25 protein-coding genes are annotated in these 22,882 nt (G+C 65.5%); 15 read left to right on the top strand and 10 right to left on the bottom strand.

Annotated features, from left to right (window positions below):
• Nucleotides 1–3: 3 nt before the first annotated feature.
• From AB3347_RS05120 to AB3347_RS05110, 3 genes are all read left to right on the top strand, one after another.
• Nucleotides 4–216 (top strand): hypothetical protein, encoded by a 213-nt coding sequence (locus tag AB3347_RS05120; protein ID WP_369090701.1) that lies wholly within the window; start codon nt 4–6, stop codon nt 214–216.
• Nucleotides 217–915: 699 nt separating this feature from the next.
• Entirely contained in the window at nt 916–2,397 is a 1,482-nt protein-coding gene (locus AB3347_RS05115) for a hypothetical protein (RefSeq protein ID WP_369090700.1), read from the top strand.
• Between the two features lie 87 nt (nt 2,398–2,484).
• Nucleotides 2,485–3,012 carry a YggT family protein gene (locus tag AB3347_RS05110; protein ID WP_369090699.1) on the top strand — a complete coding sequence of 176 codons (528 nt, stop codon included), beginning with the start codon at nt 2,485–2,487 and terminating at the stop codon, nt 3,010–3,012.
• Between the two features lie 82 nt (nt 3,013–3,094).
• Here the strand turns inward: AB3347_RS05110 and AB3347_RS05105 are convergent, their stop codons facing one another.
• From AB3347_RS05105 to AB3347_RS05070, 8 genes are all read right to left on the bottom strand, one after another.
• Nucleotides 3,095–4,036, bottom strand: coding sequence for a carbohydrate kinase family protein (locus AB3347_RS05105; RefSeq protein ID WP_369090698.1), 942 nt, complete (start codon nt 4,034–4,036; stop codon nt 3,095–3,097).
• An 18-nt stretch (nt 4,037–4,054) separates the two neighbouring features.
• Complete coding sequence (locus AB3347_RS05100) at nt 4,055–5,479, bottom strand: zinc-ribbon and DUF3426 domain-containing protein (RefSeq protein WP_369090697.1); 1,425 nt, start codon at nt 5,477–5,479, stop codon at nt 4,055–4,057.
• Between the two features lie 13 nt (nt 5,480–5,492).
• Nucleotides 5,493–6,449 (bottom strand): 50S ribosomal protein L11 methyltransferase, encoded by a 957-nt coding sequence (prmA, locus tag AB3347_RS05095; RefSeq protein WP_369090696.1) that lies wholly within the window; start codon nt 6,447–6,449, stop codon nt 5,493–5,495.
• Complete coding sequence (gene accC, locus AB3347_RS05090) at nt 6,446–7,861, bottom strand: acetyl-CoA carboxylase biotin carboxylase subunit (RefSeq protein ID WP_369090695.1); 1,416 nt, start codon at nt 7,859–7,861, stop codon at nt 6,446–6,448. Before accC ends, prmA begins: the two co-directional genes overlap by 4 nt.
• Before the next feature lie 165 nt (nt 7,862–8,026).
• A complete protein-coding gene (accB, locus tag AB3347_RS05085; protein ID WP_369090694.1) occupies nt 8,027–8,494 on the bottom strand; it encodes an acetyl-CoA carboxylase biotin carboxyl carrier protein in 468 nt (155 codons plus the stop codon).
• A 95-nt stretch (nt 8,495–8,589) separates the two neighbouring features.
• Entirely contained in the window at nt 8,590–9,027 is a 438-nt protein-coding gene (gene aroQ / locus AB3347_RS05080) for a type II 3-dehydroquinate dehydratase (protein ID WP_369091072.1), read from the bottom strand.
• Between the two features lie 184 nt (nt 9,028–9,211).
• Nucleotides 9,212–9,766 carry a TlpA family protein disulfide reductase gene (locus AB3347_RS05075; RefSeq protein WP_369090693.1) on the bottom strand — a complete coding sequence of 185 codons (555 nt, stop codon included), beginning with the start codon at nt 9,764–9,766 and terminating at the stop codon, nt 9,212–9,214.
• A 118-nt stretch (nt 9,767–9,884) separates the two neighbouring features.
• Entirely contained in the window at nt 9,885–10,514 is a 630-nt protein-coding gene (locus tag AB3347_RS05070) for a hypothetical protein (RefSeq protein WP_369090692.1), read from the bottom strand.
• Between the two features lie 92 nt (nt 10,515–10,606).
• Here AB3347_RS05070 and mpl point away from each other — a divergent pair, with 92 nt between their 5' ends.
• The 8 genes from mpl to corA all read left to right on the top strand — a co-directional run bounded on the left by mpl (nt 10,607) and on the right by corA (nt 18,840).
• Nucleotides 10,607–11,977, top strand: a complete 1,371-nt coding sequence (mpl, locus tag AB3347_RS05065) for a UDP-N-acetylmuramate:L-alanyl-gamma-D-glutamyl-meso-diaminopimelate ligase (RefSeq protein ID WP_369090691.1) — start codon at nt 10,607–10,609, stop codon at nt 11,975–11,977.
• The gene (locus AB3347_RS05060) at nt 11,974–12,558 is read left to right on the top strand and encodes a YqiA/YcfP family alpha/beta fold hydrolase (protein WP_369090690.1); all 585 of its coding nucleotides are present in this window, start codon (nt 11,974–11,976) and stop codon (nt 12,556–12,558) included. Before mpl ends, AB3347_RS05060 begins: the two co-directional genes overlap by 4 nt.
• 35 nt (nt 12,559–12,593) lie before the next feature.
• Entirely contained in the window at nt 12,594–13,169 is a 576-nt protein-coding gene (locus AB3347_RS05055) for a chorismate lyase (RefSeq protein WP_369091071.1), read from the top strand.
• A gap of 1 nt (nt 13,170) precedes the next feature.
• Nucleotides 13,171–15,222, top strand: coding sequence for an RNB domain-containing ribonuclease (locus tag AB3347_RS05050; protein ID WP_369090689.1), 2,052 nt, complete (start codon nt 13,171–13,173; stop codon nt 15,220–15,222).
• A gap of 140 nt (nt 15,223–15,362) precedes the next feature.
• Nucleotides 15,363–16,217, top strand: a complete 855-nt coding sequence (locus AB3347_RS05045) for a TonB family protein (RefSeq protein ID WP_369091070.1) — start codon at nt 15,363–15,365, stop codon at nt 16,215–16,217.
• A gap of 3 nt (nt 16,218–16,220) precedes the next feature.
• On the top strand, nt 16,221–17,030 hold the full coding sequence (gene aroE, locus AB3347_RS05040; RefSeq protein ID WP_369090688.1) for a shikimate dehydrogenase: 810 nt from the start codon (nt 16,221–16,223) through the stop codon (nt 17,028–17,030).
• 17 nt (nt 17,031–17,047) lie between these two features.
• Complete coding sequence (gene mtgA / locus AB3347_RS05035; RefSeq protein ID WP_369091069.1) at nt 17,048–17,767, top strand: monofunctional biosynthetic peptidoglycan transglycosylase; 720 nt, start codon at nt 17,048–17,050, stop codon at nt 17,765–17,767.
• A gap of 107 nt (nt 17,768–17,874) precedes the next feature.
• Nucleotides 17,875–18,840 carry a magnesium/cobalt transporter CorA gene (gene corA / locus AB3347_RS05030; RefSeq protein ID WP_369090687.1) on the top strand — a complete coding sequence of 322 codons (966 nt, stop codon included), beginning with the start codon at nt 17,875–17,877 and terminating at the stop codon, nt 18,838–18,840.
• A 73-nt stretch (nt 18,841–18,913) separates the two neighbouring features.
• Here corA and hemL read toward each other — a convergent pair whose 3' ends face one another.
• Entirely contained in the window at nt 18,914–20,206 is a 1,293-nt protein-coding gene (gene hemL, locus AB3347_RS05025) for a glutamate-1-semialdehyde 2,1-aminomutase (RefSeq protein ID WP_369090686.1), read from the bottom strand.
• Between the two features lie 12 nt (nt 20,207–20,218).
• Complete coding sequence (locus AB3347_RS05020; RefSeq protein WP_369090685.1) at nt 20,219–21,037, bottom strand: hydroxymethylpyrimidine/phosphomethylpyrimidine kinase; 819 nt, start codon at nt 21,035–21,037, stop codon at nt 20,219–20,221.
• Nucleotides 21,038–21,201: 164 nt separating this feature from the next.
• Here AB3347_RS05020 and AB3347_RS05015 point away from each other — a divergent pair, with 164 nt between their 5' ends.
• From AB3347_RS05015 to AB3347_RS05000, 4 genes are all read left to right on the top strand, one after another.
• Complete coding sequence (locus AB3347_RS05015) at nt 21,202–21,354, top strand: rubredoxin (RefSeq protein WP_343026424.1); 153 nt, start codon at nt 21,202–21,204, stop codon at nt 21,352–21,354.
• A gap of 135 nt (nt 21,355–21,489) precedes the next feature.
• Nucleotides 21,490–21,891, top strand: a complete 402-nt coding sequence (locus AB3347_RS05010; RefSeq protein ID WP_369090684.1) for a PleD family two-component system response regulator — start codon at nt 21,490–21,492, stop codon at nt 21,889–21,891.
• Nucleotides 21,892–21,919: 28 nt separating this feature from the next.
• Nucleotides 21,920–22,309, top strand: coding sequence for a PleD family two-component system response regulator (locus tag AB3347_RS05005; RefSeq protein WP_369090683.1), 390 nt, complete (start codon nt 21,920–21,922; stop codon nt 22,307–22,309).
• Nucleotides 22,306–22,848, top strand: coding sequence for a chemotaxis protein CheW (locus AB3347_RS05000; RefSeq protein WP_369090682.1), 543 nt, complete (start codon nt 22,306–22,308; stop codon nt 22,846–22,848). Before AB3347_RS05005 ends, AB3347_RS05000 begins: the two co-directional genes overlap by 4 nt.
• Nucleotides 22,849–22,882 lie beyond the last annotated feature (34 nt).

Raw genomic sequence — 22,882 nt, 5'->3', positions numbered from 1 at the left:
GGCATGCGGCGATCCGGACCACCGGTCATCGCGCCGAATGCCGTGATGGGAGCCTTGCCCGCTATCCCGCCGGGCTGCGCATCCGACCACCTGACCGCGATCTCCTCGGCGCTCGTCGCCGCGCCTGACCGTGCGCTCGCAAAAATCAAGGGCACCGTTTCGCGTGCGCCGCTGTCCAAGCATGTGCAGCGGCGCTCTCCGACCGTGCGTCGCTGACCGCGGGCCGAAAGTGCGGCCTGATGGCGTCGCAGGTGTAGCGCCTCGCCGATCTCGGCGCCAAGCACGCGTTCCTGCGCATCGATTGCTGGGTACGGCATTTTCGATGCACGCGATCTGCTTGAAACACCAGCCGCCAAGGCCGATCGGAAGATGGTTTGCCGACCGTTTGAAATGCGATTCCGTGTGACAGATAACAGAACAAAGCGGGACCGATGCGCGAACGAATGCGCAATCGCATGTTTGGTGTGAAAAGACGATTTGTTTTGCGGTGCTTGGGTTGCGCGCTCACAAAGTTTTCGTGTACTTTACGTGTTTGAATTTGTCAAAACGTGAACATGTGATATTGTCGCGTCCATCCGGGCAGTAATCGATCGAATAATAGGACACTGATTCAATCAGTATGCACGTAAGCGAAGCGAAAAGAACAAGCCGCACTGCCTGACCGTGTTCAGGCAAGGCGGCTTTTTCTTTTCGCGCCCGCAAGGGTAGCGATGTGAAAACGCATTGAGTCGGTTGCCTGACGACGTTGGCTGAAGCGCTGCAATTGTGAGGAGTTGCAGCAGTTCAGCCGGTGCCGGATTCATTGGCCCAAATCGCACGGCGGTTTGGTCCGATGAATAATTCGCCCGCCACGTCAGGGTGGGCGGGTTTTAAACCTTGAGCGTATTTCTCATCGTAGATGAAGGAGAATCAAAAATGGCAACCGCTAAGAAACCAGCAGCAAAGGCAGCAGCAAAAAGCGCGCCTTCGTCCGTGACGAAGGCCACCAAACCGGCAGCCAAGGCCGCAGCCGAGAAACCGGCAGCAAAAGCCGCGGCAAAACCGGCCGCCAAGGCCACCGCGACCAAGGCAGCCGCCAAGCCGGCAGCGAAAACTGCAGCAAAACCTGCTGCAAAGAAAGCTGCAGCAAGCAAGACCGCTGCGACCAAGACCACCGCTACCAAAGCAGCAGCGAAGCCGGCAGCAAAGAAAACTGCAGCCACCAAGACCGCCGCCACCAAGACCACCGCTACCAAGGCAGCAGCGAAGCCGGCAGCGAAGAAAGCTGCAGCAAAACCCGCAGCCAAGGCCGCCGCCACCAAGTCGGCCGCGAAGCCGGCAGCAAAGAAAGCGGCAGCCAAGCCAGCAGCAAAAGCCGCTGCAAGCAAATCGGCAGCCAAGCCGGCAGCAAAGAAAACCGCAGCTAAACCGGCAGCCAAGGCCGCTGCTACCAAGTCGGCCGCGAAATCGGCAGCCAAGCCGGCAGCAAAGAAAGCTGCAGCTAAACCGGCAGCAAAGAAAGCCGCAGCTAAACCGGCAGCAAAGAAGGCAGCAGCTAAACCGGCAGCAAAGAAAGCCGCAGCTAAACCAGCAGCCAAAGCCGCTGCAAGCAAATCGGCCGCCAAGCCGGCAGCGAAAAAAGCCGCAGCTAAACCTGCAGCAAAGAAAGCAGCAGCTAAACCGGCAGCAAAGAAAGCCGCTGCTCCGGCCAAGGCCGCCGCTAAACCGGCTGCAAAGAAAGCTGTTGCACCGGCTAAAGCCGCCGCTAAACCGGCTGCAAAGAAAGCCGCAGCACCGGCTAAAGCCGCTGCTAAACCTGCTGCAAAGAAAGCTGCCGCTCCGGCTAAAGCCGCGGCTAAACCTGCTGCAAAGAAAGCTGCTGCTCCAGCCAAGGCCGCCGCTAAACCGGCTGCAAAGAAAGCTGCTGCACCGGCTAAAGCCGCTGCCAAGCCGGCTGCAAAGAAAGCTGCCGCACCGGCCAAGGCCGCTGCTCCGGCTAAATCGGCAACCCCGGCTAAATCGGCAACCCCGGCTAAATCGGCAACCCCGGCTAAATCGGCAACCCCGGCTAAATCGGCTGCTCCGGCCAAAACTGCCGCGACCAAATCGACCGCTGCCAAATCGGCCGCCAAGCCTGCTGCAAAGCCGGCCGCAAAAGCCGAAGCCAAGCCGGAAATGAAGGCCGAAGCAAAACCGGAAGCCAAAGCCGAAGCCAAACCGGAAGTGAAAGCCGAAGCCAAACCGGAATCGAAAACCGATACCAAATCGGAATCGAAGGCCGAAGCCAAGCCGGAAGCCAAATCCGATTCGAAATCGGACAGCAAGGCCGACAGCAAGGCAGCAGCACCTGCCGCCGCCGCAAAAACCACGCTGTCGCCGGCAGCCGCCTGGCCGTTCCCGACCAGCAGCCGCCCGTAATTCCGGCTCGATAGCGAGTCTTGCCTGGTTCAGGCAAAATACCGCTGTGTGATCGTTCACACAGCGGTTTTTTTTTGAGGAGCCTACGTGCTGTCCATTCTCCAGTTTATCGTCGATACCGCTGCCAGCCTGCTGGGCGGCCTGCTCCTGCTGCGCTTCTGGATGCAGGCGATCCGCGTGCGTCCTCCGCAGCAGATCGGCCAGTTCACCTTCACCCTGACCGACTGGCTGGTGCTGCCGCTACGGCGCCTGGTGCCCGGCATGGGCGGCTATGACTGGGCGAGCCTGATCGGCGCCTTCCTGGTGGTGCTGCTGGCCAGCTCGCTGCTGCTGCTGGCCGGGGCCACGGGAGAGATGGTGCTGCTGCATGCGCTGCACCGCTTCCTGAACTGGATCCTGTACGGCTTCATGGCGCTCCTGATCATCGAGGCGATCTTCAGCTGGGTGAATCCGCATGCGCCGCTGGCGCCTTTCGTGCACGCGCTGAATACCCCCATCCTGCGGCCGATCCGGCGCGTGGTGCCGCCGATCGGCGGCATCGATTTGTCGGTGCTGGTCGCCCTGGTGCTGATCCAGATTATTCAGTTTGTGTTGAGGCAGGTGTTTTACGGCTAATGGCGCAAGCCCGATGTCCTGATAAAAATGGGTCCCGCGGGACCCATTTTTCATGCGGCGCAGCAGCGCCTGGTGTCGCCGTTCAGCGGAACTTGTACCCGAATGCCGCCTCAAACTGCTGCTCGATCTGTTCCGGCGTGAACGTGTGGTTCTGGCCACCGGTGCTGCCGATCTTGATGGCGCCCAGCAGGCTGGCAATGCGTCCGGTGGTCGGCCAGTCGAGACCATTGGTGATCCCGAACAGCAGGCCGGCGCGGTAGGCGTCGCCGCAGCCGGTCGGGTCGACGATGTTCTCGGCCTTTACCGCCGGGATGCGATAGTGCTCGCCGCCGGCGTAGATGTCGGACCCTTCGCCGCCGCGCGTGACGACCAGGGCGTCCAGGCGCGCCGCGATATCCGCCAGGCTCAGGCCGGTGCGGTCCATCACCACTTCGAATTCATAGTCGTTGCAGGCCAGGTAGCTGGCCTGGTTCACGAAACGGATCAGTTCTTCGCCCGAGAACATCGGCAGTTGCTGGCCCGGATCGAACATGAACGGGATGCCCGACGCGGCGCAGTCGGCGGCGTGCTTGATCATGCCGTCGCGGCCGTCCGGCGAAATGATCGCCACGCGCAGCGCGCCCTGGTCGGCCACGTTGTTTTCGTGCGAGTACTGCATCGCGCCCGGGTGGAAGGCGTTGATCTGGTTGTTGTCCTGGTCCGCGGTGACGAAGCACTGCGCGGTGTAGGCGTCGGGAATGGTACGGATCGCGCGGGTCTCGATGCCCTGTTTCTTCATGCGTTCGAGGTAGTCGCCGCCATCCTGGCCAATGGTGCCCATCACCAGCGGCTCGCCGCCCAGCATCCTGAGGTTGTAGGCGATGTTCACCGCGCAGCCGCCGTACTCGAGGCGCATGGTGGGCACCAGGAACGAGACGTTAACGCGATGCAGCTGGTCGGCCAGCAGGGTCTCGGCGAAGCGGCCGTGGTACTGCATGATCTTGTCGAAGGCGATCGATCCGCAGATCAGGGCGGTTTTGGTCATGGGGATGCTTTCAGGAGATTATGGATAGAACACCGCGACATGGTAGCCGGACGGCGCCGGTTCCTCGACGCGGAAGTGCAGCTTGACGGCTTGCTCGGCATGCGCGGGGAAGCCGGATGCCAGCAGGGTGCCGGCCGGCAGATAGTCGCGCGGACCGAACACACGCCGCACCAGCGGCTTGTCGTCGGCATCGAGCAGGGTCAGTTCGATGCTCGGCCAGGACTGGACGGCGTCGCCCTGGTTGCGCAGCTGGGTGCTGAAGGTGTAAGCATTGCCGCCGAGCGTGGTCAGTTCGCCGGTGTCGATCACCAGCTTGTCGATCTGGGCCGGCAGCTCGATGCGGCAGCCCAGCGTCGCGCAGACGGTGACCAGGGAGGGCCGCATGTCCGGGTAGCGCGCCGCCAGCGCGCTGCCGAAGGTCCGGACGAGCTGCGCCGCCAGAACGAGCAGCAGCAGCAGGCTGCCGGCAATCATCGCGATGCGCATCGCCTTGCCCGAGCGTTCGCGCTGGCGGCCGCGCCGCACGAATTCCGGCTCGTCCGGTTCCGGCACGCGCAGCTTGGGCGGTTCGATTTTGGTCGGGGTGAGCTTGGAGCGGCGTGCGGCGCGCGCTTCGGCAGCCTTGGTGCGCGGCGGCCTAGGCGCGACCGGCGGCGCGCTCGGCGCCACCGGGATGGTGACCGTGGCCGGTCCGGATTCACGTAGCAGCAGCGGCGGGGCCGAGGCCGCAGCCCTGGCGGACGGCGCGGATGCGGCGGCCGGGGCGGTAGCCGGTTCCTCGGGTTCGTAGTAATGCCGGGGCGCCGGCGCAGCGACCAGCTCCTCGTCCACCTGCAGTTCGGCTGCAGGCGCGGCCGGCTGCTCGGGTTCGGGCGCGGGCGCGCTGCCGGGAGCGGGCGCCGGTTCGGGTTCCGGCTCAGGTGCAGGTTCCGGCTCAGGTTCCGGCTCAGCTTCCGGCGCCGGTTCGGGCTGCGGCTGCGCCGCTTCCGCCGCGGCCAGGTCCTGGGGAAGCTCGGCCACCATCACGGCGTCCCGTCCGGGCTCCTGGGGCGCGGCGGTATCCCTGGCATCCTCGCTGCTGACCTGCGGCAGGATGCCGAAGGGCGCGAAGGTGCGGTCGAACTCGAGGGTGTAGATGGGGGCGTCGGCCGATTCCTCGGCAGCGGCATCGGCGGCGGGTGCTTCCGGTGCGGGCACTGCAGGAGCAACTGCGGCAACTGCGGGCGGGGCGGCAGGCGCCGCAGCCGGGGCCGCCGCGGCATCGGTCGAACGGCGCCGCCGCGGTGCTGAAGCGGAAGAAGCGGCCAGGTCGACCAGCGCGGCGTTACCGTCGAAAATCTGGGTGCAGGCGCCGCAACGCACAATGCCCCCGCGCAGCTTGAGCTGGTCTGCGGCGACACGGAACATCGTGCCGCAGTGGGGGCATTGGGTGGCGAGCGCCATGCCTGGCTGTCCCTTAAGCGGCAGTGGCGGAACGCGGCGCGGGTGCGGTGTCCTGGCCGAGCGTCCCGTGAAGGGCGACCCAGCCGTCCTGCTCGGCCCAGACGCCCAGCTTGATGAAAGGTGCGTAGGCGGCGGCCACTTCCTCGGCCTGGCGCGCCAGCACGCCCGACAGGATCAGCGAACCGCCCGGCGCCACGCGGCCGGACAGCATCGGCGCCATCAGCTTCAATGGGCTCGACAGGATGTTGGCCACGACGATGTCGAACTGGCCCTGCGCGTGGCGCGCGTTCGGCGCTTGCGCGAAGTCGTCCGGCAGGTAGAAGTCGATGCTGACCTTGTTGCGTTCGGCGTTGCTGCGTGCCGATTCGATCGCCTGCGGGTCGATGTCGACGCCGGCCACGTCGTCCGCGCCGAGCTTCTTGGCGACCATCGCCAGGATGCCCGAGCCGCAGCCGTAGTCCAGCACCGATTTGCCGGGCGCCGGATGCGCTTCCAGCCACTCCATGCACAGGCGGGTGGTCGGGTGGCTGCCGGTGCCGAAGGCCAGGCCCGGATCGAGTTCCAGGATGAGACCGTTCGGGTCCGGCGCTTCGTGCCAGCTCGGCACGACCCAGATGTTCTTGCCGATGTGGATGGGCTCGAACTGCGACTGGGTCAGGCGCACCCAGTCGGCGTCCGCCACCGCGCGGGTGGTGAACGAAGGTACCACCGGCAGCTTGATGGCGTTGGCGGCTTCCTGCACGATCGCGAACTGGTCGGCGCCGGTGTCGGTGAGCGCGACCACGCGCGAGTGATCCCACGCGGTCTCGGTGGGTTCCATGCCCGGCTCGCCGAACAGCGGCTTTTCCGCGTCGGTGCCTTCGTCCGCGTCTTCCACGGAGACCGACAGCGCGCCCGCTTCCATCAGGGCGTCCGACAGGGCCTCCGCGTGATCGCGGGCTACTTCGATGACGACTTCGGTCCAGCTCATAGATCAGCCTTAAGGTCCGCTACCTTGGTTTCCGATTTGGCGCCGATGCCCGTTTCCTTCGGCAGGTCCGGCTTGGAAGCCAGCTTGTGCTCCAGGTAGTGGATGTTGGTGCCGCCCTCGATGAAGCGGGCGTCGACCATCAGCTCACGGTGCAGCGGGATATTGGTGAGAATACCTTCAACCACCATTTCCGAGAGCGCGATTTGCATGCGGCGAATTGCCTGCTCGCGTGTCGCACCGTAGGAAATTACCTTGCCAATCATCGAGTCGTAATGAGGTGGAACATAATATCCTGCATACGAGTGCGAATCGACACGGATGCCGGGGCCGCCCGGCGGGTGCCAGCCGGTGATGCGGCCTGGCGACGGCGTGAACTTGAACGGGTCTTCGGCATTGATGCGGCACTCGATCGCGTGGCCCGACAGCATGATGTCGCGCTGCTTGAAGCGCAGCTTCTCGCCGCAGGCGATGCGGATCTGTTCCTGCACGATGTCGATCCCGGTGATCATCTCGGTGACCGGGTGCTCCACCTGCACGCGGGTGTTCATCTCGATGAAGTAGAACTCGCCGTTCTCGTACAGGAATTCGAAGGTGCCGGCGCCGCGGTAGCCGATCTTGCGGCAGGCTTCGGCGCAGCGGTCGCCGATCTTCTCGATCAGCTTGCGCGGGATGCCCGGCGCCGGTGCTTCTTCGATCACCTTCTGGTGGCGGCGCTGCATCGAGCAGTCGCGCTCGCCCAGCCAGACGGCCTGCTTGTGTTCGTCGGCCAGCACCTGGATCTCCACGTGGCGTGGATTTTCCAGGAACTTCTCCATATAGACTTCCGGATTGCCGAAGGCGGTGCCGGCTTCGGTCTTGGTCATCTGCACGGCGTTCAGCAGGGCGGCTTCGGTATGCACCACGCGCATGCCGCGACCGCCGCCGCCGCCGGCGGCCTTGATGATGACCGGGTAGCCGACGCGGCGCGCGGTCTGCACGATTTCCTTCGGATCGTCCGGCAGGGCGCCGTCCGAACCCGGCACGCAGGGCACGCCGGCCTTGATCATCGCCTGCTTGGCCGAGACCTTGTCGCCCATCAGGCGGATCGAATCCGAGCGCGGGCCGATGAAGACGAAGCCCGATTTCTCGACGCGTTCGGCGAAGTCGGCGTTCTCCGACAGGAAGCCGTAGCCCGGGTGGATCGCTTCGGCGTCCGTCACTTCGGCGGCGCTGATGATCGCCGGCATGTTCAGGTAGCTGAGCGCCGACTGCGCCGGGCCGATGCAGACGGATTCGTCCGCCAGCTTCACGTACTTGGCGTCCTTGTCGGCCTCGGAGTGAACGACGACCGTCTTGATGCCCAGTTCGCGGCAGGCGCGCTGGATACGCAGCGCGATTTCACCACGGTTGGCGATGAGGATTTTTTCAAACATGGTAGGTTCGGTGTTTCAGTGAAAACCGGCGCAGCCTGGTAAAGCACGCGCCGGACACGACATGAATGGGCTGGCGGCAGGACGCCGCCGGGCCGGAGGAATCAGATCGTCCAACAAGCCCCGGGCAAGGCGATCGAGGCCGCCCTGGGGAGTTGTGGGACGATCTTAGCCGATCACGAACAGCGGCTGGCCGAATTCGACCGGCTGGCCATTTTCCACGAGGATCTTGGTGATCGTGCCGGCGACATCGGCATCGATTTCGTTCAGGAGCTTCATCGCTTCGATGATGCACAGGGTATCGCCCTGCTTGATGCTCTGGCCGACTTCGACGAAGGCCGGGGCGCCCGGGGCCGAGGAGCGGTAGAAGGTGCCGACCATCGGCGACTTGACCACGTGGCCGGTCTGCTCGGCGGCGGCCGGGGCGGCCGGGGCTGCGGCCGGGGCTGCGACGGCCTGCTGGGCAGGGGCGGCGTAGTGCTGCACGGCCTGCTGCGGCATGACCATCATCTGATTCTGCGGGATTGCGGACGACTTGACGATGCGGACCTTGCTTTCGCCTTCGGTCACTTCGAGTTCAGCGATGTCCGATTCGGCGACCAGGTCGATCAAAGTCTTGAGTTTTCTGAGATCCATGTGAAACCCCTTGGAATGTTTTATTCGTTTTTAAGAGAGCAGGCAACGCGAGGGTGGGTGGCCGCGTGACCGCTGATACATGAAGTTGACGTAGATTAACGCGATTTAAGCGCAAAGTCGATGGCAAACCGGTATCCGTCCGGACCCAAGCCGCAGATCACACCTTGTGCGATGGCGGACAGGTACGAGTGGTGCCGGAAGGATTCGCGGGCATGGACATTCGAGATATGCACCTCCACGAACGGGATTGCCACCGCAGCAAGCGCATCGCGCAGGGCCACGCTGGTATGGGTCAGGCCACCCGGATTGATGACGATCGCGTCCACGCCTTCGCCGCGCGCGGCGTGGATGCGGTCGATCAGGGCTCCTTCATGGTTGCTCTGGAAGCAATCGAGGCTTGCGCCCGCTGCCTGAGCCTGTGCCTGTGCTGCCTGTTCGATGTCGGCCAGCGTCGTCGCGCCGTACACCGCAGGCTCCCGGGTCCCCAGTAAATTGAGGTTGGGGCCGTTAAGCAGCAGTAGCTTTTTCGCCATGTTGAAGAGTCTGAACGCCCGAAAGGAAGGCATTGTGCCGCCAAGCTCGACTATTGGCAAGCAGTAAAATTGCCAGTTGATGCAGGCATGTTCGCCGGAATTCGGAAAAGAACGATCGTTCGCTGAACGGCTTTTATTGGGGTGGCCGGCTGCGCCGGCCACCCTGCGAATCGGCCGGTGCGCATTACAACTTCGCGAGATCGGCGCGCAACTCGTCGAATTTCAGCTTGCCCAGGTAGGTCTTGCGCACCTGCCCATCGGCGCCGATCAATACTGTATACGGCAGGCCGCCCGCACTGTTGCCGAACTCGCGCGACAGCTCGGTGCCGCCCATCCCGGCCACGTACAGCGGGTAGGCGATCTTCAGCTTGGCTGCGAATTCGTTCATGTTCGAGGGCGAATCGATGCCGATGCCGATCACATTGAAGGTCTTGCCGCCGTTTTCACTGGCCAGGTGTGACAGCTCCGGCATCTCCTGCACGCAGGGAGCGCACCAGGTTGCCCAGAAATTCACCAGCAGCGGCTTGCCGCGCCACTTGGACAGCGGCTGCGGCGTGCCCTGCAGGTCGTTGAGCGACTGGTCGAACAGCTTCTCGACGACCGTATGCGGCTTGCCGCCGGTCGGCGCGATCGCCGTGGTATAGGGTGGGACTTCCTTCTTGTTGACGGCTACCAGGGCCCCCATGATGCCGAACATGGCGGCAACGGCCGCATACGCGGCCACGTGTTTCTTGTTCATTAGTCCTGTTCCACAGTTTCGAGCACCTCGAAAACCTACTGCGCGTTGCATTTCGGCCCTGCGATGCTCGCCGTACTCAAGTACGGCTGCGCTTCTCGGGCCGAACTGCGGCCGCTCGCTACGGTTTATCGAGGCACTCTTCGTCATTGGCCATCAGCGCCCGCAGTCCAGCCGCGTCGACCCGCTGCAGCCGGCCATCGGCGCGCGGCTTCAAGGCGCCGCGCAAATCATGAAAGTCGTATAACTCGGCATGAATTGTTTCCTTATGCCACATAAAGCTGACCGTTTCAACCGGATCGTGCCGCCCGCCCTTGAAGTGGGGCGTCTCGGAGATCTCTATATTGACGTTGCGGTTGAGCAGGTAGATCTCGACTTCCTTGGCGCTGTCGGCGAACAGCTGCAGGTGAATGTCGTCGTGCTCGCCCGCCGTGCCGTTGAGCACGGCGCCGGTGAGGTAGGGCCGGAAGTCGGCCAGCTGGTCCATCACCTGCAGGGCGGTCGCGCGCATGGCATTGAGGCGCTCGGCCTGGCCGGGGCCGCCGAACAGGGCCTGGTATTGACGCACCTGTTCCTCGATCTGCAGATTGTCGGGCATCAGGTTGGGGCTGGGGCGGTCCCCCCCGAGCACCTGGCGGGCCGCCTTGCGGCGTGCGGTGTCGTAATCGGCGCCATCCTGGGCGATCATGCGCGCCGCAATGGCAGCGATTTCGGCGCGCAGCTGGAGTACATCGTAGTTCGGTGTCGGCATGATGTCCGAATCATACTCTTAAGCGGAAAATGGCAGCGGGTCGGGTAGAATCGCGCTTTCGAGTTAATTCACCGCAGCTTTTTTCCACGACCATGCACATTCACATTCTCGGTATTTGCGGCACCTTCATGGGCGGCCTGGCGGTCCTGGCCAAGGAAGCCGGCCACCGCGTCACCGGTTGCGACGCCAACGTCTATCCGCCGATGAGCACCCAGCTGGAAGCCCAGGGCATCGAGCTGATCCAGGGCTACGGCCCGGAACAGGTGTCGCTCAAGCCCGACCTGTATGTGATCGGTAACGTCATGACGCGCGGTAATCCGCTGATCGAAGAGATCCTGAACCGCGGCCTGCCCTACGTCTCCGGCCCCCAGTGGATCGGCGAGCACATCCTGCGCGACAAGTGGGTGCTGGCGGTGGCCGGCACGCACGGCAAGACTACGACCACCTCGATGCTGGCCTGGATCCTAGAAGATGCGGGCTATGCGCCGGGCTTCCTGATCGGCGGCGTGCCGATGAACTTCGGCATCTCGGCGCGCCTGCATGGCGACAAGCCGAGCGACTTCTTCGTGATCGAGGCGGACGAATACGACACCGCCTTCTTCGACAAGCGCAGCAAGTTCGTGCACTACCACGCCAAGACCGCGGTGCTGAACAACCTGGAATACGACCACGCCGACATCTTCCCGGACATCGGCGCCATCGAGACCCAGTTCCACCACCTGGTGCGCACCGTGCCGGGCGTGGGCCGGCTGGTCGTCAACGGCGACGAAGCCTCGCTCGCCCGCGTGCTCAAGCGCGGCTGCTGGAGCGAGAAAGAGACCTTCGGCGCGGCCGAAGGCGTGAACTGGACCCTGGTCGAGCATCCGGGCGGCGCCAGCTTCGACGTGCTGTTCAACGGCGACGTCCAGGGCACCGTGCACTGGGAGCTGACCGGCCACCACAACCGCTCGAACGCGCTGGCCGCGATCGCCGCCGCGCGCCACGTCGGCGTGCCGACCTCGCAGGCGATCGCCTCGCTGTCGCGTTTCCAGAGCGTCAAGCGGCGCATGGAAGTGCGCGGCACCGTGAACGGCATCACCGTGTACGACGATTTCGCCCACCACCCGACGGCGGTCGCCACCACCGTGGGCGGCCTGCGCCAGAAGATCGGTACGACTGGAAGAATTCTGGCCGTGCTCGAGCCGCGCTCCAACACCATGAGGCTGGGCGCCATGAAGGATGCGCTGCCGGGCAGCCTGAAGGATGCCGACCTGGTGTTCGGCTTCGGCAGCCAGCAGGCGCTGGGCTGGTCGCTGGCCGACGCCCTGAAACCGCTGGGCGGCATCGCGCACAGCTTCGACCAGCTCGACTACATGGTGCAGGCCATCGTCCAGGCGGCCCAGCCGGGCGACCATATCCTCGTGATGAGCAACGGCGGCTTCGGCGGCGTGCACCAGAAACTGCTGGACGCGCTGGCGCCATGATTCTGTACCTCCACGGATTCCGCTCCTCGCCGAAGTCCTTCAAGGCGCGCGTGGTGCAGCAGGCGCTGACCGACGCCGGGCGCGCAAACGAACTGATTTGCCCGCAGCTGCCGGCTTCGCCGAAAGAGGCGATGGCGCTTTGCCTGCTGCTGGCCGAGCGCTTCGCCCCGGACAAGCTGAGCATCATCGGCTCCTCGCTGGGCGGCTTCTACGCCACCTGGCTGGCCGAGCGCCTGGGCGTGCCCGCGGTGCTGCTCAACCCGTCCGTGAATCCCCTGAAGAACCTGGAACACCACGTCGGCGTCACCACCGCCTGGCATTCGGACGAACCCTTCGAGTTCCGCCGCGAGTACATCGACGAGCTGGCCGCGCTGAAGGTCGAGAAGATCACCCGGCCAGAACGCTATTTCCTGATCGCCGCGACCGGCGACGAAGTGCTCGACTACCGCGACATGGTGGCGCACTACGCCGGGGCCCGGCAGCACGTGATCGAAGGCAGCGACCATGCGATCTCGGAATTCCCGCAGTACGTGGACGAGGTGCTGGCCTTCTGCACCCGGCCGGCAGGCATGGCGCAGTGAAGGCCGGGGTGAAGCTCGGCGCCCGAAGCGCTTCGCTGCGCCAGGCGGCATGGCAGCCGCATGCCCGGGCCGTGGGCGCCTGCGCGCCGATGCGCGACTGGCTGACGACCGAAGGCTCGCTGACGGCGCGCCTGATGGCGCACAGCGAGCGTTTCCGGGTGCGCCGGCTGCACCAGCACGCCGCCACCTGCCTGGCGGACGAGGCGCGGGCGATCGGCCTGCCGCGCCCGGGTCGGGTGTGGGAACGCGAAGTGCTGCTGGAATGCGACGGCATCCCGCGGGTATTCGGCCACACGGTGGTCCCGGCCGTCTGCACGGCAAGCGACTGGCCGCTGTTCTCGGCGCTGGGCGAGCGTTCGCTCGGCACCACGCTGTTCTACGATCCGCTGGTGCGCCGGGGCCAGCTGGAATACGCGCGCATCCGCGCGGGCCATCCGCTGATGGGGCGCGTGCGCGCGGCCATCGGCGGAAGCGACGACACACTTTATTATGCGCGGCGCTGCGTCTACCGCCGCCATCAAGGCCTGCTCCTGGTCACCGAGGTATTCTTGCCCTCGGTACTCACCTTGACGCCGGCCGGAACGCAACGCAACAAGCAGAACACGAAATAACATGAATCTTTTTTTTGAAGAGTCGGGCGACTTCAAGGTCGGCACCGTACTGTCGCAGGCCGGCGAGGCTTACCAGGTCGAGCTGGCCAGCGGCAAGCGCACCAAGGTCAAGGCCAAGGACGTGCTGATCCAGTTCGAGCAGCCGGAGCCGGAAGCGCTGCTCGCGGCCGCCAAGGGCATCGCCGCCGACGTCGACCTCGACTTCCTGTGGGAAGTCGCGGGCCAGGAAGAATTCGGCTTCGCCGAACTCGGTGCCGAATACTTCGGCCATGCGCCGCTGCCGGGCGAGGCCGCCGGCCTGGTGCTGGCGCTGCATGCCGCGCCGATCTACTTCCATAAAAAGGGGCGCGGGCGCTACAAGGCCGCGCCGGAGCAGACCCTGAAGGCGGCGCTGGCCGGCATCGAGAAGAAGAAGCAGCAGGCCATCGTGCAGGCCGGCTACGTGGAAGAGCTCAAGGCCGGCAAGCTGCCGCAGACCATGCAGCCGATCGTCCACCAGCTGCTGTTCAAGCCGGACAAGAACACCATCGAATACAAGGCGCTCGAAGCCGCCGCCAACGAGCTGCAGACCACCGCGCCGCGCCTGATGCTGGCGACCGGCGGCCTGGCCTCGCCCAAGGAGCTGCACATGTCGCGCTTCCTGTTCGAGCACTTCCCGCGCGGCGCCGGCTTCCCCCAGGTCGAAGTGCCGCAGGCGCCCGCCGACCTGCCGCTGGCCGACGTCGCGGCCTTCTCGATCGACGACGTCACCACCACCGAGATCGACGACGCCCTGTCGGTGGCCTGGCTGGAAGACGGCACGGTGCGCGTGGGTATCCACATCGCGGCCCCGGGCCTGGGCATCCGCCCCGACGATGCGCTCGACAAGATCGCGCGCGCGCGCATGTCCACCGTCTATATGCCGGGCGATAAGATCACCATGCTGCCGGACGAGATCGTGGACGCCTTCACCCTCGCCGAAGGCAAGGACTGCCCGGCGCTGTCGCTGTACGCGGTGCTGAATCCCGCCGACTGGACCGTGCTCTCGACCACCACCCGCGCCGAGCGCGTGCCGATCAAGCGCAACCTGCGCCTCAACGAACTCGACGCCGTCGTGACCGAAGCCGCGCTGAACGAGGGCAGCGGTGATTACGAGCACAAGAAAGAGCTGGGTCTGCTGTGGCAATGGGCACTGCAGCTGGAAGCGGGCCGCATGAAGAAGCGCGAAGCCTTCGGCCTCAAGCCGGAGCAGGCCAACCGCGTGGACTTCAACTTCTACGTCGACGACGACGTGGTCAGCATCGTGCGCCGCAAGCGCGGCGCGCCGCTCGACAAGATCGTGGCCGAGCTGATGATCTTCGCCAACAGCACCTGGGGCAAGCTGCTGCACGACTCGGGCGTGCCCGGCATCTACCGCTCGCAAGGGCCGGGCGCGGGCGGCTGGAACGCCAAGATCCAGGTGCGCATGGTGACGCACGCGGCTCCGCACCAGGGCCTGGGCGTGGACCAGTACGCGTGGAGCACCTCGCCGCTGCGCCGCTACACCGACCTGGTGAACCAGTGGCAGATCCTGGCCTGCGCCTCGCATGGCGTGACCGCGCCCCTGGTGGCGCCGTTCAAGCACCGCGACGCGACCCTGTTCTCGATCGTCTCGGCCTTCGACGCCGCCTACGCGGCCTACAACGACTTCCAGCAGAACATGGAACGCTACTGGTGCCTGCGCTGGCTGGGCCAGGAGAACGCCAAGCAGGTCGACGCCGTGGTGCTGAAGGACGACGTGGTGCGCCTGGTCGAGATCCCACTGGTGGCACGCCTGGGCGGCCTGCCGCAACTGGCGCGCGGCGCCCAGGTCAGGCTCGACATCGTGCGCTGGGACGAGGTCGACCTGTCGCTCGAGGCGCGCCTGCTCGAGGTGGCGGCGGCGGCGCCGGATGCGTCGCTCGAACTCGAGGAAGAGGAAGAGGGCGATACCGGCGAGGCGGCGCTGGCCGAGGTGGTGGAAGCCGAGGGCCTGGTGGCTGCGGTCACGACCGAAGAAGGCGTGGACGTTCCCGCCAACGCCGGCACGGCCTGAATATCGTACGGTGGTCGGCTTTGCCGACCACCGTACGAAGCCCACCACACGCTGCAGTTGCAGGTTAGAATGCCCCATCCCTGATCCAACAGCCCGCCCGGGCACGCGCAGTGAAGTATTTGCAGAATAACCGTCCCCTGATGATCGCCCTCGGCGTCTCCGTGCTGGCGCACGCGGCGCTGCTGGCGGTGCGTTTCGCCGCGCCGGATGCGTTCCGGCAGCGGCCGGCCGACCCCGGGCTGGAAGTCATCCTGGTCAACGCCAAGCACGCCAATGCCCCAGGCAAGGCCGATGCGCTGGCCCAGGCCAACCTGGAAGGCGGCGGCACCGCCGACGCGGGGCGTGCGCGTTCCCCGCTGCCCGACCTGCGCAAGACCGAGAACGGCGAGAGCATCAAGGCCCTGCAGCGCCGCATCGCCGAACTGGAACAGCAACAGCAGAACGTCCTGACCCGCGTGCGCGCCTCGAACTTCGCGGCCCCGCCCAAGACCGAGCAGGACAAGCCCGATCCCACCCGGACCGGCAGCGACGCGTTCGACACCAGCCGCGCCATCTCGCGTACCGCGGCCGAGGTCATCGAACGCATCGAAGACCAGAACAAGCGCCCCAAGCGCACCCAGATCACGCCCAGCACGCGCCAGGTCGGCTATGCGCTCTATTACAAGGAGATGCAGAAGCGGATCGAGGAAGTCGGCACGCTCAACTTCCCTGAGCAGAACGGCAAGAAGCTGTACGGCGAGCTGGTGGTCTATATCCCGGTGTTCCAGGACGGGACCATTTATACGAAAGACGGCGGCCCGCGCGTCGAGCAAAGCTCGGGCAACCGCGCGCTGGACGCGGCCGCCCTGCAGATCGTGCGCCGCGCCGCGCCCTTCGGGAACTTCCCGGCGAACATGCGCACGCAGGGCAAGGACGACTTGTGGGAAGTGATCACGCGCTTCCGCTTCACCCGGGAAGAAAAAATGCAGACCGAACTGCGCGGCAACGAAGGATGATGCATGACAGATAAATACTGCGTGATCGGCAACCCGATCGCCCACAGCAAATCTCCCGACATCCATCCCGTCTACGCCCGCCAGACCGGCCAGGACCTGGTCTACGAACGCTGCCTCGCGCCGCTCGACGGCTTCGCCGCCACCGTGCAGCGCCTGGTGGCCGAGGGCTACCGCGGCGCCAACGTCACGCTGCCGTTCAAGATCGAGGCGGCAGGCGTGTGCACCCGGCTGGAGGAGCGCGCCCGTGCCGCCGGCGCCGTGAATACGCTCAGCTTCGACCGGGGCGAGATCGTCGGCGACAACACCGACGGTCCCGGCCTGGTGGCCGACATCACCCGCAACGCGGGCAGGGAGATCCGCGGCAAGCGCGTCCTGCTGCTGGGCGCCGGCGGCGCGGCGCGCGGTGCGCTGCTGCCGATCATCCAGCAGGAACCGTGCGAGATCGTCATCGCCAACCGCACCGTGGCTACCGCCGACGCACTGGCGCGCGACTTCGGCCGCCATGGCGTCCCGATCCGCGCCAGCGGCTTCGCCGAGGTCGATGGCGGCTTCGACATCGTGATCAACGCGACTTCCGGCAGCCTGGCCGGCGAGCTGCCGCCGGTGCCGGCGGCCGTGTTCGGCCCGGGCAGCCTGGCGCTGGACATGATGTACGGCAGCCAGCCTACCGTGTTCATGGAATTCGCCGCGCGTCACGGCGCCGTCGTGCGCGACGGCCTGGGCATGCTGGTGGAGCAGGCGGCCGAAGCCTTCGCCATCTGGCGCGGCGAGCGGCCCGACACGGCCGAGGTGTTCGGGATGCTGCGGCCATGAACACAAGCACCATGGCGATGGGGAAGACGAAAAAGGCGGCCGCGAAGGGTTCGCGCCGCTGGCTCAAGTGGCTGGTCCTCGGCCCGGTGCTGCTGGTGTTGCTGGTGCAGCTCTACTTTTTCGTGATGGTCTGCTGGTACGCGGTGTTCAATCCCGGCTCGACCAGCTTCATGCGCCAGCAGCTGTCCGAGCTGCGCGAGAAGAACCCGAACGCGCAGCTCAAGCACGAGTGGGTGCCCTACGAGCGCATCTCGGTGAACCTGAAGAGGGCGGTGATCGCCTCGGAGGATTCGCGCTTCGCCGAGCACGGCGGGGTGGACTGGGAGGCGCTGGAAAAAGCGTATGAGCGCAACAACAAGCGCAGCAAGGTGGTGGGCGGCGGTTCGACCATCACCCAGCAGCTGGCCAAGAACCTGTTCCTGTCCGGCTCGCGCAGCTACCTGCGCAAGGGGCAGGAGATGATCATCGCCTTCATGCTCGAAACCGTCATGAGTAAAAAGCGCATCCTCGAGGTCTACCTGAACGTGGTGGAATACGGCCGCGGCGTGTTCGGCGCCGAGGCGGCGGCCCGCTACTACTACCGCACCTCGGCCGCCAACCTGAATGCCCAGCAGGCCGCGCGCCTGGCGGTAATGCTGCCCAATCCGCGTTACTACGACAAGCACCGCTCCACCAATTACCTGGTGCGCCGCACCGCCCTGATCCAGCGCCGCATGCGCTTCGCCGACCTGCCGTAGCGCGGCCATCCGGCCCCGGATGAGGAAATTGTCGTGACGGGGTGGCCGCACTCGGGGCCTCTCGGTTACACTTGCGGCAGTTTTCGTATCCGGCCGAGAAAAAGCGCATGATCAACGTATTTGTCCTACAAAATGGCCGCCTGAACCAGGTCAGCGTCGACTCGCGCGAAGACCTGGAAAACGTGACGCCGGTCTGGGTCGACCTGAACGAACCCACCGACGAGGAACGCATCCTGGTCAAGACGACCTATGGCGTGACCTTGCCGGGCGAGGACGAAGTGTCGGACATCGAGGCCTCGGCCCGCTACTACGAAGCGGAGAACGGCGACCTGCACCTGCGTACCGACTTCCTGCTCGAGGAAGAAGACGGCCCGTCGCGCGTGATCACCGTTGCGTTCATTCTGTCCGGCAAAATCCTGTTCTCGGTGCACAACGACGACCTGCCGGTGTTCCGCCTGGTGCGCCTGCGCGCGCGCTCGCGCCCCGGCTCGATCGAAGACTACATGGACGTGCTGCTCGACCTGTACGCGACCGACGCCGAGTACTCGGCGGACGCCCTCGAGGGCATCTACGAGGCGCTGGAAGAAGTCTCCACGCGCGTGCTGCAGAAGGAATTCACCGACCAGGACGCGGCCGCCGCGCTGAACGCGATCGCCCACGAGGAAGACTTGAACGGCCGGATCCGCCGCAACATGATGGATACGCGGCGCGCGGTCAGCTTCCTGATGCGCGGCCGCCTGCTGAATGCCGACCAGTTCGAGGAAGCGCGCCAGATCCTGCGCGACATCGAATCGCTGGACGGCCATACCTCTTTCCTGTTCGACAAGGTGAACTTCCTGATGGACGCCACCGTCGGTTTCATCAACATCAACCAGAACAAGATTATCAAGATCTTCTCGGTGGCTTCGGTGGCCTTCCTGCCGCCGACCCTGATCGCCAGTATCTACGGCATGAACTTCAAGGTCTTCCCGGAGCTGAACTGGAGTTTCGGCTATCCGCTCGCGATCGGGCTCATGGTCGCGGCCATGGCGGCGCCGCTCGTGTATTTCCACCGCCGCGGCTGGCTGCGCTGAGTGAAATAAAATTTCAAAAAGAAACGCCCGGTGAAAGAATGTTTCACCGGGCGTTTTTTCATCCGGCGCCGGATCAGCCGATGCGCTTGAACACCCGGCGCGCCGCCTCGACCGTCTCGTCGATCACGGCGTCGGTGTGCTGGGCGGAGACGAAGCCCGCCTCGAACATGGCCGGGGCGAAGTACACGCCTTCGTCCAGCATGCCGTGGAAGAAGCGGTTGAAGCGCTCCTTGTCGCCTGCCATCATCTGGCCATAGGTGGACGGGACGTTGTTACTGAAATAGAAGCCGAACATGCCGCCCACCGCGTCGCCGCAGAACGGGATGTCGTATTCCTGCGCCGCCTCGGTCAGGCCTTGCACCAGGCGTGCGCTGGCTGCGCCCAGCTTCTCGTAGAAGCCCGGTTCCTGCACCAGCTTCAGGGTGGTCATGCCGGCCGCCACCGCGACCGGGTTGCCCGACAGGGTGCCGGCCTGGTACACCGGGCCGAGCGGCGCCATCTTCTGCATCAGCTCCGCACGGCCGCCGAAGGCCGCCACCGGCAGGCCGCCGCCGATCACCTTGCCGAGCGCGGTCAGGTCCGGCACGATGCCGTACATTTCCTGGGCGCCGCCCAGGCCCACGCGGAAGCCGCACATCACTTCGTCGAAGATCAGCACGGCGCCGTGCTCGGTGCACAGCTCGCGCATGCGCTGCAGGAATTCCGGCGTGGCGCGGATCAGGTTCATGTTGCCGGCCACCGGCTCCACGATCACGCAGGCGATGGTGTCGCCCATCGAGGCGAAGGCGTCTTCCAGCTGCGGGACGTTGTTGTAGTCGAGGACCAGGGTGTGCTTGACGAAGTCTTCCGGCACGCCGGCGCTGGTCGGGTTGCCGAAGGTGAGCAGGCCGGAGCCGGCCTTCACCAGCAGCGAGTCGGCGTGGCCGTGGTAGCAGCCTTCGAACTTGACGATCTTGTCGCGGCCGGTGGCGCCGCGCGCCAGGCGCAGCGCGCTCATGGTCGCCTCGGTGCCCGACGAGACCAGGCGCACCTGCTCGATCGAGGGCACCAGGCGGCAGATCTCTTCGGCGATCTCGATCTCGCCCTCGGTCGGGGCGCCGAACGAGAGGCCGCGGCTTGCCGCTTCCTGCACCGCCTTGATCACCTGCGGATGGGCGTGGCCGACGATCGCCGGGCCCCAGGAGCCGATGTAGTCGATGTAGCGCTTGCCGTCGGCGTCCCAGAAATACGGGCCTTCGGCGCGGGTGATGAAGCGCGGCGTGCCGCCCACCGAGCGGAAGGCGCGCACCGGCGAATTCACGCCGCCCGGCGTGGTTTGCTGGGCGCGGGCGAACAGTTGGTCGTTCTTGGAAGTGGTGTCGGTCATGATGTGTCCGGGTCAGCCTCGGTAGAATTTATTGGGAATGAATTTGCCCATGCCGAAGCGCTGGGCGTGTTCGAGCGTGCCGGTGGTGTACTCCTGGGCGGCGAACAGCGCCTGCGGCGCTTCCATGCCGCCGGCCATCAGGGCGGTGAAGGCGGCCGAATAGGTATTGCCGGCGCCCACAAAAGGCCCGGGCAGGTGCTGGTACTCCACCTTGGCGACCACGCCGTCGGCATCGAACAGGGTATTCGAGCAGGTGCCGTTCTCGTCGCGGGTGCCGGTGACGAGCACGTACTGGCAGCCGGCATTGGTCAGTTCGGCAACGTCGGCGAGCAGGGCGTCCTGGCTTTCGTCGCCCTCGTCCGGCACGTCGCGCCAGGTCTCGGCCATGCGGCCCAGCTCCGACTGCGACAGCATCAGCACGGTGGTCTGGGGCGCCAGGATCGAGCGGATCGCCGACAGCATCTCTTCGTCGGCCAGGCCGGAATCGGGCAGGGCCGAAAGGAAGGGATCGAGGATCAGGGGCGCGTCCGGGTAGTCGGACACGATTTCGGCGATTGCCGCCAGCTGCAGCACGGTGGCGACGGCGCCGACCTTGAAGGCCGCCACCGGCATGTCCTCGAGCAGGACCCGGGCCTGGTCGGCCATCCAGTCGCTGTCGACTTCATGCAGGTTTTCGACCTTGGCGCTGTCGGCGACCAGCAGCCCGGCCACGACCGACAGACCGTGGCATCCGTGCGCGGCGAAGGCGGCCAGGTCGGCCTGGACGCCGAGGGCGCCGACCGGATCGGACACGCCAAATGTCAGGATGAGGGGTAACGGTTGGTTTTGCACGACGCCTAGATTAAGATACCTGACTCTCCATTTTACTAGACGAATCTCGAACAACCTACTGCGCATTGCACTGCCGCTCGCTACGCTGGTTCGAGGTTCCGAAACATTGACACTTAAGGAAGCATATTGTGAGTAACGATTCGACGGCCCCTTTCCAGACCTGGATGTGCCTGATCTGCGGCTGGGTGTATGACGAGGCCGCAGGCGCGCCGGACGACGGCATCGCGCCGGGCACCCGTTGGGCCGACGTGCCGATGAACTGGACCTGCCCGGAATGCGGCGCCCGCAAGGACGATTTCGAGATGACCACCATCTAATATTGTCCATCCAACACCGGTTGTTTCAAGGATGTCATGGGAATGTGAACGCGGTAGTTGACGTACTGCAACACTTCCACGCACAAGGCGAAATCCCTGTGCTATCGTGGCGCTTCATGCCGAAGTGAAACGAAAATGACGACATCGCCGCAAGCAACCGGCCTGACCATCATGGTGATCGACGACAGCAGCACGATCCGCCGCTCCGCCGAAATCTTCCTGACCCAGGCCGGCTACCGGGTGGTACTGGCCGACGACGGCTTCGACGCGCTGGCCAAGATCAACGACCACCATCCCGCACTGGTGTTCTGCGACATCCTGATGCCGCGCCTCGATGGCTACCAGACCTGCGCCCTGATCAAGAAGAGCGCGCGCTTCCACGCGACCCCGGTGCTGATGCTGTCGTCCAAGGACGGGCTGTTCGACCGCGCGCGCGGCGCGATGGTCGGCGCCAGCGCCTACCTCACCAAACCCTTTTCCAAGGACAGCCTGCTGGCCGCCGTGCGCGAACACACGGCCGGCAAGGCTGGAACCTGAACCTGCTTAACCGACCCCGGAGCCCAAGGTGGCCATTCAACGCATCCTGATCGTCGACGATTCCCCGACCGAACGCTTTTACCTGACCGACATCCTGACGCGCGCCGGCTATGCCGTGAGCACCGCCGTCAACGGCGAAGAGGCGATCGACAAGATCCGCGCCGAGCGCCCGCAACTGATCCTCATGGACGTGGTCATGCCGGGCGCGAACGGCTTCCAGGTGACGCGCTCGATCGCGCGCGACCCGGAACTGGCGGCGATCCCCATCATCATCTGCAGCAGCAAGAACCAGGAAACCGACCGCATCTGGGGCATGCGCCAGGGCGCCAGGGATTACCTGGTCAAGCCGGTCGACCCGGGGCTGCTGCTGGCCAGCATCGCTTCGCTCGACGCCGGACCCGCGGCCGCGGCGGCATGACCGGCGCGGACGAGGCGCGGCCGGACCCGGCCAGCCGCCGCACCCGCCTGCGCGAATACCAGGAGCAGCTCCTCGAGCGCATGCAGGCGGCCAAGGGCGGCGGCGGCGCGCCGATCCAGCAGCTCGGCATGCAGGTGGGCGGCACGCGCTACCTGCTCGACCTGCTGGAAGCCGGCGAGATCGTGTCCCCGGTGCCGCTGGCGCGCGTGCCCCTGACCGTGCCCTGGTACCTGGGCCTGGCCAACGTGCGCGGCAGCCTGGTCGGCGTGATCGACCTGGCGCGCTACCTCGGCGAGGATGGCGCGCCGCCTTCGGGGCCGGCCGTCCGCCTGGTTACGTTCGCGCCCGCGCTCGGTTTCAATTGCGCGCTGCTGGCCGACCGCGTGTACGGGCTGCGCCAGGCGGCCGGCATGCGGCGCGAGGGCGAGGTCCTGCGCGACGCCGACGACAATGCGTGGACGCCGCTCTCGCTCGCGGCGCTGGTGCGGGAAGAGCGCTTCCTGCAGGTCGCGCAACCAGCAGACAAACGCAGCCAATAACATCGCAGGACCAGGAGCCGGTATGGGATTCGCC

It is taken from the genome of Massilia sp. X63 (assembly GCF_041023745.1).
GTDB lineage: Bacteria > Pseudomonadota > Gammaproteobacteria > Burkholderiales > Burkholderiaceae_D > Telluria.
This window is presented reverse-complemented; position numbering and strand designations above follow the sequence as displayed.

Bases quoted from the DNA above. Each gene is read 5' to 3' on its own strand.
- AB3347_RS05120 (WP_369090701.1), top strand. From the start codon at position 4: ATGCGGCGATCCGGACCACCGGTCATCGCGCCGAATGCCGTGATGGGA.
- AB3347_RS05115 (WP_369090700.1), top strand. From the start codon at position 916: ATGGCAACCGCTAAGAAACCAGCAGCAAAGGCAGCAGCAAAAAGCGCG.
- AB3347_RS05105 (WP_369090698.1), bottom strand. From the start codon at position 4,036: ATGACCAAAACCGCCCTGATCTGCGGATCGATCGCCTTCGACAAGATC.
- AB3347_RS05100 (WP_369090697.1), bottom strand. From the start codon at position 5,479: ATGGCGCTCGCCACCCAATGCCCCCACTGCGGCACGATGTTCCGTGTC.
- prmA (WP_369090696.1), bottom strand. From the start codon at position 6,449: ATGAGCTGGACCGAAGTCGTCATCGAAGTAGCCCGCGATCACGCGGAG.
- accC (WP_369090695.1), bottom strand. From the start codon at position 7,861: ATGTTTGAAAAAATCCTCATCGCCAACCGTGGTGAAATCGCGCTGCGT.
- accB (WP_369090694.1), bottom strand. From the start codon at position 8,494: ATGGATCTCAGAAAACTCAAGACTTTGATCGACCTGGTCGCCGAATCG.
- aroQ (WP_369091072.1), bottom strand. From the start codon at position 9,027: ATGGCGAAAAAGCTACTGCTGCTTAACGGCCCCAACCTCAATTTACTG.
- AB3347_RS05075 (WP_369090693.1), bottom strand. From the start codon at position 9,766: ATGAACAAGAAACACGTGGCCGCGTATGCGGCCGTTGCCGCCATGTTC.
- AB3347_RS05070 (WP_369090692.1), bottom strand. From the start codon at position 10,514: ATGCCGACACCGAACTACGATGTACTCCAGCTGCGCGCCGAAATCGCT.
- mpl (WP_369090691.1), top strand. From the start codon at position 10,607: ATGCACATTCACATTCTCGGTATTTGCGGCACCTTCATGGGCGGCCTG.
- AB3347_RS05060 (WP_369090690.1), top strand. From the start codon at position 11,974: ATGATTCTGTACCTCCACGGATTCCGCTCCTCGCCGAAGTCCTTCAAG.
- AB3347_RS05050 (WP_369090689.1), top strand. From the start codon at position 13,171: ATGAATCTTTTTTTTGAAGAGTCGGGCGACTTCAAGGTCGGCACCGTA.
- AB3347_RS05045 (WP_369091070.1), top strand. From the start codon at position 15,363: ATGATCGCCCTCGGCGTCTCCGTGCTGGCGCACGCGGCGCTGCTGGCG.
- aroE (WP_369090688.1), top strand. From the start codon at position 16,221: ATGACAGATAAATACTGCGTGATCGGCAACCCGATCGCCCACAGCAAA.
- mtgA (WP_369091069.1), top strand. From the start codon at position 17,048: ATGGGGAAGACGAAAAAGGCGGCCGCGAAGGGTTCGCGCCGCTGGCTC.
- corA (WP_369090687.1), top strand. From the start codon at position 17,875: ATGATCAACGTATTTGTCCTACAAAATGGCCGCCTGAACCAGGTCAGC.
- hemL (WP_369090686.1), bottom strand. From the start codon at position 20,206: ATGACCGACACCACTTCCAAGAACGACCAACTGTTCGCCCGCGCCCAG.
- AB3347_RS05015 (WP_343026424.1), top strand. From the start codon at position 21,202: ATGTGCCTGATCTGCGGCTGGGTGTATGACGAGGCCGCAGGCGCGCCG.
- AB3347_RS05010 (WP_369090684.1), top strand. From the start codon at position 21,490: ATGACGACATCGCCGCAAGCAACCGGCCTGACCATCATGGTGATCGAC.
- AB3347_RS05000 (WP_369090682.1), top strand. From the start codon at position 22,306: ATGACCGGCGCGGACGAGGCGCGGCCGGACCCGGCCAGCCGCCGCACC.